This is a genomic window from Streptomyces sp. NPDC096339 (genome assembly GCF_044762985.1).
Taxonomy (GTDB): Bacteria; Actinomycetota; Actinomycetes; order Streptomycetales; family Streptomycetaceae; genus Streptomyces.
The window spans coordinates 276,289-292,398 of record NZ_JBIWFI010000002.1 but is presented as its reverse complement, the minus strand read 5'-3'; the positions used below and the strand labels follow the sequence as shown (position 1 = coordinate 292,398).

Sequence of the window (16,110 nt, the reverse complement as noted above, 5' to 3'; positions counted from 1 at the left end):
GTTGACGACTGACGGTCGAGGAGTGTTTCTCCCCCCGGCTACCGCTGGGAGGTGCCCCCTGCGAAACACTCCTCAACCGCCCTGGGGCAGGCGGCCCACGGGAAGTCCGAGCGTCGTGACCGCGCCTCCGTCCGGCGCGTTGGCGAAGCTCAGCTCGATCTCCAGTACCGCCGCCTGCCCCGCCGCGATCGTCAGCCCCAGCCCGTGGCCCCGCCCGCGACCCGGGTCGCCGGTGCGGAAGCGCTGCGGGCCGTGCTCGATCAGCTCCGCCGGATAGCCCGGCCCGTGGTCGCGGAGCACCACGACGGGCCCGTCCACCGTCACCTCCACCGGCGGCCGGCCGTGTTTGTGGGCGTTGGCCAGCAGGTTCGCCAGGATCCGGTCCAGGCGCCGCCGATCGGTCAGCACCTCCGTGTCACGGACCACCCGCACCGAGGCGGGCAGCCCGGTCCCGGCGACGGCCCGTTCCACCGCCCGGCCGAGTTCCATCCGGCTGAGGTCGGCCCGTTCGACCCCGGAGTCGAGCCGGGAGATCTCCAGCAGGTCCTCGGTCAGCAGGTGCATGGCCTTGAGCCGGTCGTTGATCATCTCCTTGGGGCGTCCCTCCGGCAGCAGCGCGGCCGCCGCCAGTGAGCCCGTGAGCGGGGTGCGCAGTTCGTGCGCGACATCCGCCGTGAACCGCTTCTCCGCCTCCAGCCGTTCCTGGAGCGAGCCGGCCATCGAGTCCAGCGCATGGGCCACGTCCCGTACCTCGTCGCGGGAGCCGGTCTGCGAGGCATCGCCGCCGTCGGCGGGGAAGTCCATCCGGGCGTCGAGGTCGCCGGCGCTGATCCGGCGGGCCACCGCGGCCGTGGCCGTGAGCCGCCGGCTGATGCGGTTGGCGAGGAACAGCCCGGCCAGCGCCACCACCCCGGCCGCGACCACGGCGGAGGCCAGGATCGCGGTGTCGATGTCCCGCAGCCGCTTGCGGGTGTTCTCGAACGGGATCCACACCGCGAGGGCCTTGTCGTCGGCGGGGCCGGCGGCCCACATCACGGGCTTGTCCTTGTACGAGCCGACCATGCTCCCGGTGTCCCCGCGTGCGACGAGCGCGCGCAGCGGGCCGGGCAGGTCGGCCGGGTCCAGGACGGAGTTCACGTCGCCGTGCGCGGTCCCGTACTCGTAGTGGCCGAGGGCGTGGTCGAGGTCCCGGTCCGCCTCCTTGCGGACCTCGCCGACGACCTGCCGGGCGACCACGTTGTGCACGAGGATGCCCAGGGCGGCGGCGACCATGCAGCACACCATGGTCGTGGTCAGGGCGATCCGCCAGCGCAGACTGCTCATGGCGTGCATCGGGCCCCGTTTCCGCCGGGGCAGTCGTCGAGGGTGAGCTGGGACAGGTTCATGGTCCCGGACGCGGGATCCCACACGTAGTCGGAGACGGCGACGTAGGCGGGGTTCGAGGTCGGCTCACGGACCGCGAGGTGCTCGGCGGCCACCTCCACGCCCTCCAGTACCGCACGGCGGGACAGGATCCGGGCGATGCCGCCGTCGTCCCGGAGGGAGTAGACGCGAAGCTCGCCGAGGCGGCCGTCGAGGTCCAGGGCGGTGATCAGCTCCTCGCGGCCGTCGCCGGTCAGGTCGTGCAGCACGGCCGGGCGGAGCGGGCAGTCGTCCACAGCCTGTGTGCAGAGCGCGAGCCGCTGGAGGGCGCGGGGGTCGACGAGGCGGCCGGTGCCGCCGTCCTGGGTGACGGCGGCCTTCACGTCGGCCCGTACGACGGCCAGGGCGTCCACTCCGCGCAGGCCGGCCTTTCCCGTCACCTTGGGTATCCCGGGGACGGTGGCGGCGGTTCCCGGCTGCTGGCCGGGGTCAAGCGGGGCGGGGCGGTACTCCTTCCAGAGGGTATGCGGCGCGTGGACGGTGCCGAGGTCGCCGGAGCTCTGGAGGCCCTCCGCGTCGGCGCAGCCCGTCGCCACCGCCAAGAGGGCGGCGGTGGCCAGGAGGCGGCGGGTGCGCATGCCTCGATGCTCCCCCGCCGGCCGCTCTCCAGCCCGGCCCCGCGTCTGTTCGGGCGACCCGCCCCTTGGCCCCCGGCCCGGTCGGTGGGGGTGCGCGGGCGCCCCGGCCCATCGGGTCCCGCTGCGCGGAGCCGGTGGCCTCCGGCCCGGTCGGTGGGGTGTCCATGTGGTCCGGACCGTTGCCTCCCGCTGCGCGGAGCCGCTCCCCGCCCCGCCCTTCCTCCGTTCCCCGGGCGCTGCCCGGACCTGGTCCTCAAACGCCGGACGGGCTGGATTTGCCGGCGCACCGACAGGGGCAAATCCAGCCTCGCCGGCGTTTGAGGCGCGGGGTCTGGGGCGGAGCCCCAGGGCGGGTCCGGGCGGAGCCCGGGGAACGGAGGAAGGGCGGGTAGGGGACGGGCCCCGCGCGGCGGGCGGTAGGAGGGCAGGGGGTCAGGGGTCTTGGCGGGTGATGGCTCGGGCTGCCGCCACCTCCTGGCGGACCGGGGCCAGGACGCTGGATTCGTCGGGGTCCAGGGGGACCTCCACATGGAACGGGGTCGTGCTGGCGCGGACGTTCTCCGCCAGCTCGCGCAATTGGCGGGTGATCCACTCGACCTCGCCCGCCGCAGGCGGCACCGCTCCGTGGTTGACGCGGACGCGGGCGGCGGTGGTCGAGTCCACGATGCGTTCGACGGCCACCACCAGCGGCCACCACGCCGTGGCGCGGGTTCCCGTCGGCGGGGGTTCCGTCAGGGCCCGCTGGAACTCGCTGCGCACCCCGGACAGGTCCCGGTAGATCCGCCGCCGCGCCTGGAGTCGGGCCTGCCGGGCCGCCCGGAGCGCGGCGTCGTCCGCGACCGGCGCGAAGGCCCGCTCCACGTATCCGGCGGCGTCGTCCACGGCCTGCGCGAGTCGGTCCCCGATCCGGGTGTGCCAGCTCTCGGGCCACAGGAGGTAGCCGAAGACCAGGGTGATGGCACAGCCGATCAGGCTGTCCAGCAGCCGCGGCCGGATCAGGTCGAAGCCCTGGTGGTTGAGCAGGTCCGAGAGGAGCAGGATGACCGGGGTGATCGCCGCGGTCTGGAAGGCGTACCCCTTGGCGGAGAAGGCGGGGATGAGGGCGGCCAGGACCATCATCACCGGTACGTCCCACCAGCCGCGCGGCACTTCCCCCAGCACGGCGGCCGCGATCACCAGCCCCCCGGCGGTGCCCAGCGCGCGCAGCACGGCCCGTGAGAACACCGAGCCGAAGTCGGGCTTGAGGACGAAGGTGACGGTCAGCGCGACCCAGTAGGACCGTTCCACCTCGATGAGGGAGACGAACGACTGCGCGAGGCCGATGCACAGTGCGAGGCGCAGGCCGTACCGCCAGGAAGCGCCGGAGAGCATCATGCCGCGCACCGCCCGCCGGGCCCGCAGCCGCAGGGCGGCGGGCCGGCCGAGGCGGTCGTCGACGTTGTGGATGTCGGGCTCGGCCAGGTACACGATGGTCGCCGCGTGCCGCAGCGCGGCGTCGACGGCCCGCTCGGCCGGGGTGTGCGGTGCGGGCAGGTCCAGTACCGGGGTGCCGGTGCGGCCCTCCTCGACGGCCGTGGCCAGTTCCCGTACGGCCGCCGGGATCTCGGGCGGCACGGGCCGGCGGCGCTGGTGCGCGGCGGGCACGGCCTCCACCAGCGGGATCACCACGTTGAGCTGGGCCAGCATCCGCACCAGCGAGGGACTGCGGCCGTGCACCCGGGTCCGTCGGCCGAGCACGAGGTCGTAGGCCTGGTTCAGGGACTGGGTGACCTGCCGGCGGCGCTCGTCGAAGGCGGCGGCCGGTCCCCCGGCGGCCTCCAGGGCGTCGGCCAGGGCCCGGTAGGTGGCGGCGACGGCGGCCCGCTCCGGCTGCCGCCCGCGAAGCGGCCAGCCCAGCAGGGTCAGGACGAGGACGAACAGCCCGCCCGCGCTCAGCAGCAGCGGGGCGATCCACCAGGGCCGGGGCATCGGCAGCCCGGCGCCGACGACGGCGTTCAGCAGGAGCAGCAGCCCGGACGCGGAGGCGACCGTGCCGATGGACGAGATCATCCCGGAGACCAGGGCGACGAAGGTGAGGGCTCCGACGGCCACCCAGCCGTGCCCGTAGACCAGCGTGCCCAGCGCGATGCCGACGGCGCCGAAGAACTGCGGTACGGCGATGTTCAGGATCCGCATGCGGTAGGCGTCGGCGGTGTCGCTGATGACTCCGGAGAGGGCGCCCATGGACACGAGCGCGCCGTACTCGGGCTCGTCCAGGGCGAAACCGACCGCCAGCGGGGCGGCCAGCGCGATCGAGGCCCGCACCACGGCGGCCCACGGGATCGGGGCGGAACTCGGCTTCAGTCCCGAGAGGAGCCAGTCGGGCGGGGCCAGCGGATGGTGCCGGGCCCGCCGCGAAGCTATGTGTTCGGTGCGTTCGGTGCTCATTCCCGTTTCCGTGCCGCCGCTCGCGAATCGGTTCTTCTGGTGTTTTACGCGTCGTTCTACGTACGTGGGTACGTTCCGAGCTTATGGGGTGCGGCGGCGTCGTCCCGTCAGCCAGGCCGCCAGTGCGGTGGCGAGGCCGACCGCCAGCACCACCCAGGCGGTGGTCCGCAGGAACGCGGTGAGGGCGTCGTACACGGCCCCGGCGGCCGCCCGGTCGATGTCGGCGGGCAGATCGTCCAGGGTGAGCCGGCGGCACAGGTCCACCGCGATCCACAGCAGGCCGGCTCCGATCGCGAGCCCCAGCCCCGTGGCGATCACCGCGTGGCGCCGCCGGACCGAGACCGCGATGGCGGCGGCTGCCAGGGCGAGGGTCAGCACGGGGAGCCAGATGCCCGCGATCTGGAGCATGTGGAACCCCTTCCGGAGGGCGCCGAGGTTGTCGTACTCCATGACCTTCACCGAGATGTGCGTCACCGGGATCCGGTCGGCGAAGGGCACGCCGTCGTCGACGAGTTCCCCTTTGACCTGTGCGATGACCGGGGCGAGGTCGATGGTGACGGCGTCCCCGTGGCCGGTGGTGAGCGCGTCGAGGAAGGCGGCGTGCGCGGCGCGGTTGGCGGCGTCCCAGGCGGTCCGGTAGGCGGGGGTGCCGGCGAAGGAGCGCAGGGCCTCGCCGAGCAGGGCGTCCACCCCGCTCTGGAAGGGACCCGCGTCGATCTGCCCGGACAGGGCCCGGCCGGCCTGGGTGACGACGACGGTCCGCACGGCGGGGTCCTCGGCGAGCGGGGCCATGGCGGCGGTGTAGCGGTCGGCGTCGCCCAACTCGCGGTCGGCCCAGTACGCGACGGCGCTCGCCGGCACGAGCAGCGTCATGAGCACGATGAGTACCGCCGACAGGATGGTGCGCACGTCACCAGGGAAAGCGGGCGCGGGCCCGGGCGCGAGCGGTGCTGCTGCGGGCGGGTGGCGCGGCACCCTTGCGTCCAAGATTCTGGACATCTAATATCCAGAATATGAAGATGAGCGAGGGCGTCGAGTGGGCGCTGCACAGTTGCGTCAACCTGGCCTGGATCGGCCCCGACCGGGCCGTGTCCGCGGCGCGGCTGGCCGCCTGGCACGAACTGCCCGCGGCCTACCTCAACAAGCAGCTCCAGGCGCTGGCCCGGGCGGGCATCCTCACCTCCAGCCCCGGCCCCCGAGGCGGCTTCCGGCTGGCCCGCCCGCTCGCCGCCATCTCGCTCATGGACGTGGTCGCCGCCGTCGAGGGGCCCGAGGAGGCCTTCCGGTGCGCGGAGATCCGGCAGCAGGGCCCCGGCGCGGCCCAGGCCCCCGAGCCGGACCAGGGCGCGAATCAGGGCGTGGGCCAGGGCGGGGGCCAAGGCGCCGAGTGCGCCATCGCGCACGCCATGGCCCGGGCCGAACTGGCCTGGCGCCAGGCCCTCGCCGCCCAGGACCTCGACGGGATCCGGCAGCAGGCCGAACGGCAGGCCCCCGAGGCCGCCGAACGGCTCCGCGCCTGGCTCGCCGAGCAGTAGTCAGCCCACGGACAACGGGCAACGGACACGGACACGGATTCAGGAGATCGGCATGACGCGCAGCATCATCAATCCGGCAGGACTCCACACGCCGACCGACTACGGATACAGCCACATCGTCTCCGCTCCCGGCGAGCAGGTCTTCATAGCCGGCCAGTACGGCTCCGACGAGAACGGCCACGTCGTCTCCGACGACTTCGCCGAGCAGGTCGAGCGGGCCTTCGCCAACCTCCTCACCGCCCTCGCGGCCGTCGGCCTCGGCCCCGCCGACGTGGTCCGCATCGGCACGTACGTCGTCGGCCACGACCAGAGCAGGCTGGAGGTCCTCCTCAAGCGGTTGCACGCCACCTGGGGCACCGAACTGCCCGCCCAGACCCTGATCGGGGTCGCCGCCCTCGCCCTGCCCGACATGCTCTTCGAGATCGACGCCGTGGCCGTGCGCGGCTGACCCGCACGGCCGGCCCACACGGGTGATCCACTTGCCGCTCGGGGGTGCCGGGTGTGCCCTGGATGATGGGAGAGAGGAGCCCGTCATGGCACATGCGGCACCCGCTGCCCATCGGCAGCACCGGCAGATGACGGACATGACCCACCTGGGCATGCTCGCCTACGCCGGGCCCCTGCTTCTCGGAGTCGTCTACGGATTCTGGGCCGCCTACATCGAGCGGCAGGCGGGTCCGGTCACCACCGCCAACGTGTTCTACGGGATCCTGTGCGGCGTGCTCTTCGCCGCGATCGCCTTCGGCCTCGGCCGGATGGGCACGAGCGTCATGCAGGAGATCCGCGCCGCGGCGTACGGGGCCTTCGGCGGTATCGCCGTGGGCTACCTGCACAGCCTCACCAACCAGTCGATCCTCAAAGCCGTCGTGGTGGGCCTCTTCGCCGGCATCGGCGTCGGGGTGGCGGCCTTCTACCGTTTCCACACCCACGAGGACTGAGAGGGTCCCGTGGGCGGAGGTACCTCCGGCCGGTACTTTCGGCCCGGATGTGTCGGTACTTCCGCCCGGCGCGGCCGTCGGGCCGCACACCCCAGACTGAACAGTGGCGCCGGTTCCCGTGCCGTGGTCGAACCTCACGTGACCACCCTCCGTTGCCGAGGGCACGGGAACCGGCGCTCCCTCATTCCTGCGGGGCCTTGCGGGGCCCTGCGGGGCTTGCGGGGCCTTGCGTAGGGCCTTACGCGGCCGGGTCCGCCGGAGCGGCGGCGTTCTGCTCCTGCTCGTGGTCTGCGGCGACAGGCTGGGCCGGACGCACCGGCTCGTTCTTCTGCCGGACCGGCGGGGCGAAGCGGGCGGCCTCGGCACGGAGCATGGCGTTCAGCGCGGCGTACGGGTCGATGGGCATGACGGAACCTCACGGTGTGCGGTGTGCGAAGTGGGGGGTGTGGTGCTGCTCTCGGGCTCGGCCCGGTCAGCAGCGCAGGACCACGCTCCGCGCCGTCCCCGTGGACGGCACCGCTTCGATCGGCCCGCACTCGGCGGCCTCGGGGTGTTTCACGTGAAACACCGGGAGCTGCCCCAGCCGTGCGCCGGGGACCCCGCGCACGGCCAGTCGTACGGCAGCGCGCAGTTCGGGATCGGCTCCCGGATCGGAGGGCCCCTCGGTGGGTTCCGCGGGCGCGGTGGAGGCGGGCCGCGACTCGGCGGCCGTCGCGGCGGCCGGACCGGCGCCGAACACGCACAGCAGCACGACGCAGGCCGCTGTCAGGGCCCGGGTCAGTGCCGCAAGCACGCATTGCCTCCCGCTCATGCGAGGGGTGTGCCCAGGCATCGGCGGCGGCACCCGGCCGCGCCGCGAGCGTCCCCCGACCGGGGTACGAAGACCCCCCTACCGGGTGCGGCGCTGACCGGTGAGCCGGGCCAGTACGGCGGTCTCCCCACCGACCAGGCGCAGTTGGGGCCGCCCCTGCGCGTCCTCGGTCCCGGAGGCCTCACCGGGGGAAACCCGTACGACGGTGAACACGGCGGTACGACCGTCCGCGCGCGGGATCTCGACGGTCCGGCCCGGCCGCAGTTCGCCGAGGCGGAGCACCGCCCCGCTGATCGCGGCGGTGCCGGCCGCGCCGGGCGCCGGGCTGCCGGAGTCCCAGGAGGCCGCCCCCTCGGTGCCGGTCAGGGGCAGGTCGACACGCAGGCTCGGGATCCGCAGCCGCAGCGGCCGGGCGGCCCGGAGCGGCCCGTGGACCGCCCGCAGCGGTCCCGGAGCGGTCCTCGGCGACCGGGCCCCCTTGCCGGGGGTGTGTTCCCCGGCGTGCTCCAGCTGCCGGACGAGCCGGCGGTGGCCGGACAGGCCCAGTGCCCGTGAGGGCAGCGAGTCGTCGGTGGTCGCGGTCGAGGTGGAGGGCCGGGCGCCCTCGGTACTCTGCAACACCCCGATGCCGGTGGACAGCAGAGTCACCGTCAGCGCGGCGACGACCCACTTGGCGCGGGGCATGGCGATCCTTCCTGTCCGGCTCGGACGGCCGGGTCATGTGAGCAGTGGACACCTCCACTGCCCATCCGCACCCTGTGAAACACCCGAGACTGACGGTGCGTCACGGGTGTCCTCCCGTCGAACTCGGGTGTCTTCGCAGATGGCGGCCGGTCCGCGGGCCGGCCGCCGGAGATGGGGGACGTGCACCCGAACGGGTGAGGCGCGGGAGCGGCCCCCCGGGCGTGTCGAGGTGATGACGCACTCCACCACATGCGGAAACCGGTCAAACCGGGGCGCCCGGCCTGTTGTTGGCATGAGTTGCGGGGGTCCGCCCATGCCCTTTGCCTTGATCCATGACCGACCCTTTTGCATATGCCCTTGCCATGGGCGCCGCCGCTTCGCCGCCCAGGACCCGTTCCGAGGCGGCCTCCCGGAGGACCTCCGCCAGGCCCTCCACCACGTGCCGCTCCCTCCACGGGTGCCCCGGCGCGCTCATGCCGGCACCGCCGGAGGCGGCGACGTCAGAGCCGGAGCCGCGGCCCGGATGAGGTACGGGGCGCCGACCGGCGGGAGGGTGATCGCGGTGGTCGGCGCCGTCGGTTGCAGGGCGGAGAGCCGCCGCAGCAGTCGCGCAGCCTGCTCCGGACCGACCGCCTCGGCCACCACCGCGGCCGGAGTGGGCCGCGAGTGCACCCACCCGATGCGGCGCAGCCCCGACCAGCCCGCCTCCTCGCCGGCATCGGCCAGGGCGCGGGCGGTGGCGGCGAGCGGCAGCAGGTTGACCGCCGCGGGGGCGCCCCCGAAGTCCTCGTCGGGGGTCCCGCCCGCGACGGCGGCTCGGGCCGCCTCGGCGACGGCGATCCGGGTGAAGGTCGGGCGGGGCAGCTCCGGATGGTCGGCGAGGTCGCTCACGGTCGGGGCCAGGCAGTGCACCCCGGCCGGGAACCCCTCCCGTACGGACGCGGCCGCCACCGCCCGCCCGGCGGGGCCCGCGTCCCCGGCGGTGACCAGGTGGAACGCCGTACGCCGCTCCCCTCCGGCGGCCAGCGGCAGCAGGGCGGCCACGGATCCGGCCGGCATCTCCACGCACCAGACGGCGTCGAAGCGGGTGGTGGAGCGGGAGTCCAGGGCGTCGACGGCCCGCCGCGCGTCGAGGCGGGCCGCGAGGAAGTCGACGTACTCGGGATACAGCCCGGTCAGCATCAGCTGACGGGCCAGCAGGAGGCGGGCCTGCCGTACGTCGGTGGCGGTGAGCAGGGTCAGGTGGTGGCCGCGGCCGAGGAGTTCCGCGGCCAGGCGGATTCCGGTGGGGCCGGCCGCGCCGGCGAGGGCGATGTGCACAGCTGACTCGTTTCGGAGGTGGAATCGGTGCGTTTACGCGGTGGCGGTGGCGGTGGCGGTGGCGGTGGCGGTGGCGCGGGAGCGGGCCGGGCGGGCCGGCGGGCCGGTCGCGGGTCAGGCCGTCGGCGCGCCGGCCAGGCGGGTCGCGGATGCGCCCGCGGGGCCGGTCCCCGTCACGCGCGCGCCGAGCGGCACGGCCTCCGGGACGGGCGGCAGCGGCTCGGTCACCGTGACCTCGCCGGCGATGGCCACCCGGGCGAGGAAGGCCCCGCGCTCCGGTCCCGCGCCGATCACCGAGAAGGCGGCGATGTCACCCTCCCCGATCAGCCCGTTCACCACGTCCGTGTAGAAGAGCACCGGGGTCGCCGACGTGACGAGGTTGCCCAGCTCACGGGCGTGCGCGGGGGCCTTCGTCCCGTCCAGGCCGGCGAGCCGGTGGTAGTCCTCGACCAGCGCCGGACCCGCCTGGTGGGTGTAGATGCGCCGGACCTCGTCGACGAAGCCAGGCCGGTGCGCCTCCATCGTCTGCTGGTTGAGCATCATGCCGCGCGAGTAATAGCGGGCCAGTTCCGGGCCGTTGAGGCCGAATGCGGAGAGTTCCGCGGAGCCCGGGAAACCGGGCGGGTGCGCCGCGCCGCCGCCGGGGTAGTGGATGAGCGGATCGCTGAATCCCGGCTCGCCGCCGAATTCGAGGGAATCGCGCGAATAGAAGCCGAGCCCGTCGAAATCCTCGTCCCGTTCCAGCACGAACGCGGTGGCGGCGTCGGAGAACAGGGCCCCGGAGCACCACAGGGTGTGCGCGAAGGGGTGCTCGTCGTTCTCGCTGCCGTAGGAGGCGATGATCCCGTCCTCGTCGATGCCGATCGGGCTGGCCGCGTTGTAGGTGACGACCAGGGCCCGCTCGGCGCCCGTCCGGGCCAGGTGGGCCGCCACACGGGACAGGCCGCCGCAGCCGGCGCCGAGCTGGAACGGGGGCACGCTGTCGGGGATGCGGAGGCGACGCAGCAGGTTGAAGGCGTCCTGGTCGAGCATGATCTCGTACGGGGTGCAGGTCGCGACGAAGACGGCGTCGATGTCGCCGGGCTCGGCGTGGGCGGAGCGCAGCGCCTGGCGCGCGACGGTGACGACGGTGTCGAGCGCGCCGAACCGCTCCCGGTCCCAGCTCTTGGACACGACCCCGAGTATCCGCTCGACGTCGGCGCCCCGGACCTCCTCGCCGAGGCGGCGGCGGTGCGGGATGTGGGCGAGGCGGGCCCAGTCGTCCACGGAGATGATCTCGCCGATCTGGGCTCCGATTCCGGAAATCCGGTACGGGAAGTCGTACGCGTAGGTCGTCGTGGTCGACGTGGTCGTCGCGGAAGTCATGGTTCTCCGGTCCGTCGATTCCGATGGGGACGAATTCAGGGAACACCAGGGCCTGGAGCGGAAGAAGGAAATGCGTGGCCGGAATGGTGAACGCGTTGAACGGTGGCGCGGCGGGGCGGAGGCGACGGCGGCTGCCGAACGACCGGCTGGCGGCGCTGCTGGCGGAGGCGGGGTGCACGGGGGCCGAGCTGGCCCGTAGCGTCAACGCCCTCGGAACCCTCCAGGGGCTCGCCCTGCGCTACGACCGCACGGCGGTGGCGCACTGGCTGTCGGGAACGCGGCCAAGGCAGCCGGTGCCGGCACTGATCGCGGCGGCCCTGACCAACCGCTGCGGCCGCCTGATCACCCCGGAGGAGGCGGGCCTCGCCGCCCCACCAACCTGGACGCCTCGCGAAGCGACTCCCGGGGCGGTGCCGGGCCCGGTTCCCGGGGCGGGTTCCGGGGTGGGCCCTGGCGCGGGCCCTGCGGTGGCACCGGGTGCGGGTCTGGGGGTGGATCCCGGCACGGCGCCTGGCGCGGCCCCCGGGGTGGGTTCCGGGGTGGGCCCTGGCGCGGGCCCTGCGGTGGCACCGGGTGCGGGTCTGGGGGTGGATCCCGGCACGGCGCCCGGCACGGCCCCCGGGGTGGGCCCCGGCGCGGCCCCCGGTGCGGTTTTTGGGGTGGGCCCCGGGGCGGCCCCCGGGGTGGGCCCTGCGCGTCGCTCCGGGGTTGGCCCCGATCCCGGGCCTGATCCCGGGCCCGATCCCGGGCCTGATCCCGGGCCCGCGGCCGACCCCGGCGCCGGGCCCGCCGTCGACCGTGGAGCCGGGTACCGGGCCGACCCCGGCGGTGGGTTCGTGGTGGGTTCGGGGGGTGGGTCGGGTGTCGAGGGGATGCCGCTGTACCGGCTGGCCGTCCAGACCCTCGCGGACACCGACCCGCGCACCCGCCCCCGGCTGCTGCGCAGCCCGTACCAGCCGGGGCCGGTCGCGGCCTGGTCCGCGGCCCGGGGGCCCGGGGCGGCCGCTTCCGCCCCGCCCGGCACCTCGGTCGCCCGGCTCGCGGCCCGGCGCCACCTCGCGGGGCACGCGGAGCAACTGCGCGCCCTCGTGCACAGTTTCGCCGGGCTCTACCTCGCGCACGGCGGCGTCCACACCCGCGCTGCCCTGGCCGCCTGGCTGGCCCGGGACGCGGGCGCCTTCGCCGCCCGCTGCCTGCCGCTCCCGGGAGGCCCGGCAGCCCGCGCGTCCGGCCCGGCGGGCTCCGCCAGCGGCACGGCCGAACCGTGTGCCGACGGGCGGGAGGTACTCGGCGGGTACGCGCAACTCGTGCACCTGCTCGCCGACATGACCGCCGACGCCGGGCACCACGGGCTGGCGCAGGAGTACCACGCCATATCCCTCGGGCTGGCCCGGCAGGCCGGTGATCGGCGGATGTACGCCATCACCCTGCGCGCCATGAGCGCGCACGCAGGCCGGCTCGGGCAGCCCGCGCACGCGGCGCACCTGGCACGGCTCGCCATGAACTCCGCCCCCGGCGACGGGGATCCGGCGGTACGCGCCTACCTCCTCGCCCAGCGTGCCGCGGCCCACGCCCACGCCGGGGAACGCGCCGCCGCGCTCGCCGACCTGGCGACCGCCGACGAACTGCTGGCCCGCGCCCCGCAGGACCCCGGCCCGTTCGACTCGTACGGCAGGGCCGACCTCGACTTCGCCCGGGCCAGGACCCACATCGCGCTCGGCGAGCACCGGTCCGCCGCCGACGCGCTCGAACGGTCCCTGCGCCACAGGCCACCCGGGCACCACCGGGCCACCGCGCTCACCCACGCCCTGCTCGCCGAGACCGTCCTGCGGCTCGGCCACCTCACGCGCGCCTGCGAACACTGGCGGGCCTTCCTCAGCGCGCTGCCCGTCGTGCGGTCCCGCGCGGTCCGCGAGGCCCTCGGGCGGCTGCTGCGCGACCTCACCCCGTACCGGCACCATCGCGAGGCGGTCCCGACCCTGGCCATGGCCCGGGCCTTCGCGGAACGCCTCCGAGACGACCCGGTGCTCTAGCCGGGCGACCGCCGGTCGCTGCGGAAGCGCCCGGGAGGGATCCCGTAGGCACGTTTGAAGGCGTGGGCGAAGGCGTACTCCGCGGTGTAGCCGGAGCGGCGCGCGATGACCGACAGGGGAGTGTCGGTGGTGCGCAGCAGGCGCGCGGCGGTCGTCATGCGCCACCACGTGAGGTACACGAGCGGTGGCTGCCCGACGCGTTCGCGGAACCGGCGGGCGAAGGCGGCCCGGGACAGCCCGGCCCGCTCCGCGAGGGTGGCGACCGTCCAAGGGCGGTGCGGTTCGCCGTGCATCACCGCCAGTGCGGCGCCGACGGCGGGATCGGTGAGCGCCGCCGCCCAGCCGGTCCCGCCGGCCGCGGTCCCGCCGGCCGCGAGACCGCCGGCCGCGTTCCCGCCGCTCATGTGTGCCCGCAGGACGTACAGCAGCAGCACGTCCAGCAGCGCCGGGAACAGCGTGTCCGTCCCGGGCCCCGGTGCCTCCGCCTCCCGGGCCAGCAGGGCCACCGCCTCGGCCACCCCGGGGTGCCCGCCGGGAAGGTGCAGCACCGCCGGGAGTTCCCGCACCAGCGGATGCGCGTGCTCGGGGTCGAGGCGGTAGCCGGCGCACAGCGTGACGGTCACCGGGCCGTCACCCGGCTCCCCGACGGTGTCGCGGACCAGCCGGGCGTGCTCGCCGCCGGGCAGCACCGGGGGAGGATCGGCCACCACCGCGGAAGCGTCGCTGACGAGCGTGTACGCGTGCCCGTGCGGCATGAACAGCACGTCCCCGGCACTCAACCGCACCGGACCCCCGGGCTGGTCCCCGGCCAGCAGGCAGCTCCCGCCGAGCACCACCTGCACCCCGGCGGACCCGGGGGCCGCCGGGAACCGCTGGCCCCAGGGCGCGTGCCACCGTACGAGCGCCGATGTGGGCTGCCCCGTACGCATGAGGGCGATGACATCGCTGAGTACGTCCATGCCGGGCAGCCTAGGCGTGGACGATCACGCAGGAAGGCGAGATCGTCACGCATGGATCGTCTCCCGCCCGGTCCCTAGCGTCGACGGCATGAAGGAAGACGACCTCGGCACCACGCCCACCACGCCCACCACGTCCACCATGCGAGCGGCCCGCTTCCACTCCTACGGCAGCCCCGATGTCATCCGCGACGAGGAGGTCCCGCGCCCCGTACCGTCTCCCGGCGAGGTGCTCGTGGAGGTGGCGGCCACCTCGTTCAATCCCTCGGAACTCGCCCTGCGAGCCGGGATGTTGCGTGACGTCCTTCCCTTGACCCTTCCGCACACCCCGGGCTGGGACCTGGCCGGTACGGTCGTCTCCACCGGGGAACGGGTCATCGGGCGGCTCGACGCGGGCGGCGCCGCGGCCCACTACGTGGCGGTCGCCCCGGAGCTCCTGGTCCCGGCACCGCGATCCATCCCCCTCACGGCGGCCGCCGCCATTCCGGTGGCCGGACTGACCGCCTGGCAGGCCCTGTTCGAGGCGGCGCGCATCGGCGCGGGCAGCCGGATCCTGATCATCGGGGCGGGCGGTGGTGTCGGCTCCTTCGCCGTGCAGCTCGCCCGCCGGGCCGGGGCCGAGGTGCTCACGGCCGAGGACGGTGAACCGGTGGACGTCGTCCTCAACCTGGCCCCGATCGCCCCCGCGGCGGCCGCCGCCCTGCCCGCCCTGCTCCGTCCCGGCGGGACCGCGGTGTCGGTGGCGACCCCGATACCGGGCGGCATCCACCTGGTGGCCCGCCCCGACACCGGGCAGCTGTCCCGTCTGGTCGGGCTGGTGGACGAGGGAGAGCTCGCGGTGACCCCGGCGGCGGTCCGCCCGCTGGCCGAACTGGCCGACGTACACGCGGAGGCGGAAGCGGGAACCCTCGCGCGCGGCAAGACGATCCTGGTCCCCGACGCCTCCCGGACGGCTGCCCTGACCCGTATCGGACCCGGTCCCCGACTCCCTTCGGGGTCCCGGACCGGGGAGGTATCGGGGCCGGTCCCGGATGGCCGGGCGCGGCGGCGTTCGTAGCGTCATGAGCATGTTCGACCTGCGGATGCAGCAGGGCCGGACGGAGTTCGAACCCGGTGCCCCAACCCCCACCCGGGGCTTCAACGGCAGCTACCTCGGCCCCACCCTGCGCGCGGCGAAGGGCGAGAAGGTCCGGGTCAAGGTGGCCAACGGGCTCCCGGAGGAGTCCACCGTCCACTGGCACGGCATGCACCTGCCCGCCGCGATGGACGGCGGCCCGCACCAGATGGTGCCGGCGGGCGGCAGTTGGGCACCGGAGTGGGACCGTCGACCAGCCCGCCGCCACGCTCTGGTACCACCCGCACCCGCACGGGGCGACCGAGACGCACGTCCAGCGTGGCCTCGCGGGCATGTTCCTCCTCGACGACGAGGAGAGCCGGAACCCGGCGCTTCCGGGGCGGTCGGGGTCGACGACGTGCCCGTCATCGTCCAGGACGTGCGGTTCGACGGCGGGCGGTTCGACCACGGCCACGAGCTCATGAGGAGCGTCGGATTCCTGGGCGACCGGACGCTGGTCAACGGCACCCTCGACCCGTACCTCACGGTCGGCGACGAACCGGGAGGACTCGGCCCGCAGCCGGTTCTTCGAGCTCAGGGCTTCCGGGATCAACGGCCGGAAGATGGACATGGCCCGGGTGGACGAGACGGTCACGCGGGGCACCGCAGGGAACCGGCCGGCGCCGCGGGCACCCCGAGGCCGTCCGCCGCGGGTGGCTCACATCAGCACCAGCGCCGCCGCCCCAGCCCCCATCGCCGCCGCCGCGAGGTGCATCGCCGGATGGCCGTAGTCGCCGGACCACAGGTGCCGGACCAGCCCGCCCAGTGCGGCGAGGGCGGTGATGACGCCGATCTGGCCGAACAGCGTGACGGCGGTGAGGGGGGCCAGGAGCAGCAGGAGCGAGTTCAGCCAGAACGGGCCGGCGCCCGTCCATCCCCGCCATTCCCTGACCGCCGTCGGCACGTACGGCGCGTACGGCATCTACT

16 protein-coding genes and 2 pseudogenes are annotated in these 16,110 nt (G+C 74.7%); 7 read left to right on the top strand and 11 right to left on the bottom strand.

The genetic code is table 11. The annotated features are described in order from the left end of the window. Positions 1-72: 72 nt before the first annotated feature. The 4 genes from ACIQ5Y_RS04680 to ACIQ5Y_RS04665 all read right to left on the bottom strand — a co-directional run bounded on the left by ACIQ5Y_RS04680 (position 73) and on the right by ACIQ5Y_RS04665 (position 5,336). The gene (locus tag ACIQ5Y_RS04680; protein ID WP_403874942.1) at positions 73-1,323 is read right to left on the bottom strand and encodes a sensor histidine kinase; all 1,251 of its coding nucleotides are present in this window, start codon (positions 1,321-1,323) and stop codon (positions 73-75) included. Then, the gene (locus ACIQ5Y_RS04675; protein WP_403874940.1) at positions 1,320-2,000 is read right to left on the bottom strand and encodes a hypothetical protein; all 681 of its coding nucleotides are present in this window, start codon (positions 1,998-2,000) and stop codon (positions 1,320-1,322) included. Before ACIQ5Y_RS04675 ends, ACIQ5Y_RS04680 begins: the two co-directional genes overlap by 4 nt. A 432-nt stretch (positions 2,001-2,432) precedes the next feature. Then, a complete protein-coding gene (locus ACIQ5Y_RS04670) occupies positions 2,433-4,427 on the bottom strand; it encodes an FUSC family protein (protein ID WP_403874938.1) in 1,995 nt (664 codons plus the stop codon). Between the two features lie 81 nt (positions 4,428-4,508). Further along, positions 4,509-5,336: a hypothetical protein gene (locus ACIQ5Y_RS04665; RefSeq protein WP_403874936.1), complete on the bottom strand. Its 828-nt coding sequence runs from the start codon at positions 5,334-5,336 to the stop codon at positions 4,509-4,511. Positions 5,337-5,446: 110 nt separating this feature from the next. On the opposite strand from ACIQ5Y_RS04665, the gene ACIQ5Y_RS04660 reads away from it, so the two are divergent. The 3 genes from ACIQ5Y_RS04660 to ACIQ5Y_RS04650 all read left to right on the top strand — a co-directional run bounded on the left by ACIQ5Y_RS04660 (position 5,447) and on the right by ACIQ5Y_RS04650 (position 6,900). Continuing rightward, positions 5,447-5,962, top strand: a complete 516-nt coding sequence (locus ACIQ5Y_RS04660) for an RrF2 family transcriptional regulator (protein WP_403875676.1) — start codon at positions 5,447-5,449, stop codon at positions 5,960-5,962. 52 nt (positions 5,963-6,014) lie between these two features. Further along, positions 6,015-6,410, top strand: coding sequence for a RidA family protein (locus ACIQ5Y_RS04655; protein ID WP_403874934.1), 396 nt, complete (start codon positions 6,015-6,017; stop codon positions 6,408-6,410). Positions 6,411-6,495: 85 nt separating this feature from the next. Then, positions 6,496-6,900 (top strand): hypothetical protein, encoded by a 405-nt coding sequence (locus ACIQ5Y_RS04650; protein WP_403874932.1) that lies wholly within the window; start codon positions 6,496-6,498, stop codon positions 6,898-6,900. 238 nt (positions 6,901-7,138) lie between these two features. Here ACIQ5Y_RS04650 and ACIQ5Y_RS04645 read toward each other — a convergent pair whose 3' ends face one another. The 5 genes from ACIQ5Y_RS04645 to ACIQ5Y_RS04625 form a co-directional block, all read right to left on the bottom strand. Continuing rightward, positions 7,139-7,306: a hypothetical protein gene (locus tag ACIQ5Y_RS04645; RefSeq protein ID WP_403874930.1), complete on the bottom strand. Its 168-nt coding sequence runs from the start codon at positions 7,304-7,306 to the stop codon at positions 7,139-7,141. Between the two features lie 66 nt (positions 7,307-7,372). After that, the gene (locus tag ACIQ5Y_RS04640) at positions 7,373-7,693 is read right to left on the bottom strand and encodes a hypothetical protein (RefSeq protein ID WP_403874928.1); all 321 of its coding nucleotides are present in this window, start codon (positions 7,691-7,693) and stop codon (positions 7,373-7,375) included. 96 nt (positions 7,694-7,789) lie between these two features. Then, positions 7,790-8,395: a hypothetical protein gene (locus ACIQ5Y_RS04635; RefSeq protein WP_403874926.1), complete on the bottom strand. Its 606-nt coding sequence runs from the start codon at positions 8,393-8,395 to the stop codon at positions 7,790-7,792. 471 nt (positions 8,396-8,866) lie between these two features. Then, positions 8,867-9,715 carry a hypothetical protein gene (locus ACIQ5Y_RS04630; protein ID WP_403874924.1) on the bottom strand — a complete coding sequence of 283 codons (849 nt, stop codon included), beginning with the start codon at positions 9,713-9,715 and terminating at the stop codon, positions 8,867-8,869. 114 nt (positions 9,716-9,829) lie between these two features. Next, on the bottom strand, positions 9,830-11,080 hold the full coding sequence (locus tag ACIQ5Y_RS04625; RefSeq protein WP_403874922.1) for a 3-oxoacyl-[acyl-carrier-protein] synthase III C-terminal domain-containing protein: 1,251 nt from the start codon (positions 11,078-11,080) through the stop codon (positions 9,830-9,832). Positions 11,081-11,952: 872 nt separating this feature from the next. Here ACIQ5Y_RS04625 and ACIQ5Y_RS04620 point away from each other — a divergent pair. Continuing rightward, positions 11,953-13,113 (top strand): tol-pal system YbgF family protein, encoded by a 1,161-nt coding sequence (locus ACIQ5Y_RS04620; protein ID WP_403874920.1) that lies wholly within the window; start codon positions 11,953-11,955, stop codon positions 13,111-13,113. Here the strand turns inward: ACIQ5Y_RS04620 and ACIQ5Y_RS04615 are convergent. Then, positions 13,110-14,072, bottom strand: a complete 963-nt coding sequence (locus tag ACIQ5Y_RS04615) for an AraC family transcriptional regulator (protein WP_403874919.1) — start codon at positions 14,070-14,072, stop codon at positions 13,110-13,112. The genes ACIQ5Y_RS04620 and ACIQ5Y_RS04615 overlap by 4 nt on opposite strands. Before the next feature lie 88 nt (positions 14,073-14,160). Here ACIQ5Y_RS04615 and ACIQ5Y_RS04610 point away from each other — a divergent pair, with 88 nt between their 5' ends. From ACIQ5Y_RS04610 to ACIQ5Y_RS04600, 3 genes and pseudogenes are all read left to right on the top strand, one after another. Further along, a complete protein-coding gene (locus ACIQ5Y_RS04610) occupies positions 14,161-15,126 on the top strand; it encodes an NADP-dependent oxidoreductase (RefSeq protein ID WP_403874917.1) in 966 nt (321 codons plus the stop codon). After that, positions 15,101-15,379, top strand: a pseudogene (locus ACIQ5Y_RS04605) (multicopper oxidase domain-containing protein); the annotation flags it as partial. The gene ACIQ5Y_RS04610 and the pseudogene ACIQ5Y_RS04605, both read left to right, overlap by 26 nt. Before the next feature lie 70 nt (positions 15,380-15,449). Next, positions 15,450-15,608: pseudogene (locus ACIQ5Y_RS04600) on the top strand (hypothetical protein); the annotation flags it as partial. Between the two features lie 233 nt (positions 15,609-15,841). Here ACIQ5Y_RS04600 and ACIQ5Y_RS04595 read toward each other — a convergent pair. Then, positions 15,842-16,105 carry a hypothetical protein gene (locus ACIQ5Y_RS04595; RefSeq protein ID WP_403874915.1) on the bottom strand — a complete coding sequence of 88 codons (264 nt, stop codon included), beginning with the start codon at positions 16,103-16,105 and terminating at the stop codon, positions 15,842-15,844. Positions 16,106-16,110: the final 5 nt, after the last annotated feature.

What these genes read in the sequence shown, in the direction of transcription:
- ACIQ5Y_RS04680 (WP_403874942.1), bottom strand. Translation starts at nt 1,323, where the DNA reads ATGAGCAGTCTGCGCTGGCGGATCGCCCTGACCACGACCATGGTGTGC.
- ACIQ5Y_RS04675 (WP_403874940.1), bottom strand. Translation starts at nt 2,000, where the DNA reads ATGCGCACCCGCCGCCTCCTGGCCACCGCCGCCCTCTTGGCGGTGGCG.
- ACIQ5Y_RS04670 (WP_403874938.1), bottom strand. Translation starts at nt 4,427, where the DNA reads ATGAGCACCGAACGCACCGAACACATAGCTTCGCGGCGGGCCCGGCAC.
- ACIQ5Y_RS04660 (WP_403875676.1), top strand. Translation starts at nt 5,447, where the DNA reads ATGAGCGAGGGCGTCGAGTGGGCGCTGCACAGTTGCGTCAACCTGGCC.
- ACIQ5Y_RS04655 (WP_403874934.1), top strand. Translation starts at nt 6,015, where the DNA reads ATGACGCGCAGCATCATCAATCCGGCAGGACTCCACACGCCGACCGAC.
- ACIQ5Y_RS04650 (WP_403874932.1), top strand. Translation starts at nt 6,496, where the DNA reads ATGGCACATGCGGCACCCGCTGCCCATCGGCAGCACCGGCAGATGACG.
- ACIQ5Y_RS04645 (WP_403874930.1), bottom strand. Translation starts at nt 7,306, where the DNA reads ATGCCCATCGACCCGTACGCCGCGCTGAACGCCATGCTCCGTGCCGAG.
- ACIQ5Y_RS04635 (WP_403874926.1), bottom strand. Translation starts at nt 8,395, where the DNA reads ATGCCCCGCGCCAAGTGGGTCGTCGCCGCGCTGACGGTGACTCTGCTG.
- ACIQ5Y_RS04625 (WP_403874922.1), bottom strand. Translation starts at nt 11,080, where the DNA reads ATGACTTCCGCGACGACCACGTCGACCACGACGACCTACGCGTACGAC.
- ACIQ5Y_RS04620 (WP_403874920.1), top strand. Translation starts at nt 11,953, where the DNA reads ATGCCGCTGTACCGGCTGGCCGTCCAGACCCTCGCGGACACCGACCCG.
- ACIQ5Y_RS04615 (WP_403874919.1), bottom strand. Translation starts at nt 14,072, where the DNA reads ATGGACGTACTCAGCGATGTCATCGCCCTCATGCGTACGGGGCAGCCC.
- ACIQ5Y_RS04610 (WP_403874917.1), top strand. Translation starts at nt 14,161, where the DNA reads ATGAAGGAAGACGACCTCGGCACCACGCCCACCACGCCCACCACGTCC.
- ACIQ5Y_RS04595 (WP_403874915.1), bottom strand. Translation starts at nt 16,105, where the DNA reads ATGCCGTACGCGCCGTACGTGCCGACGGCGGTCAGGGAATGGCGGGGA.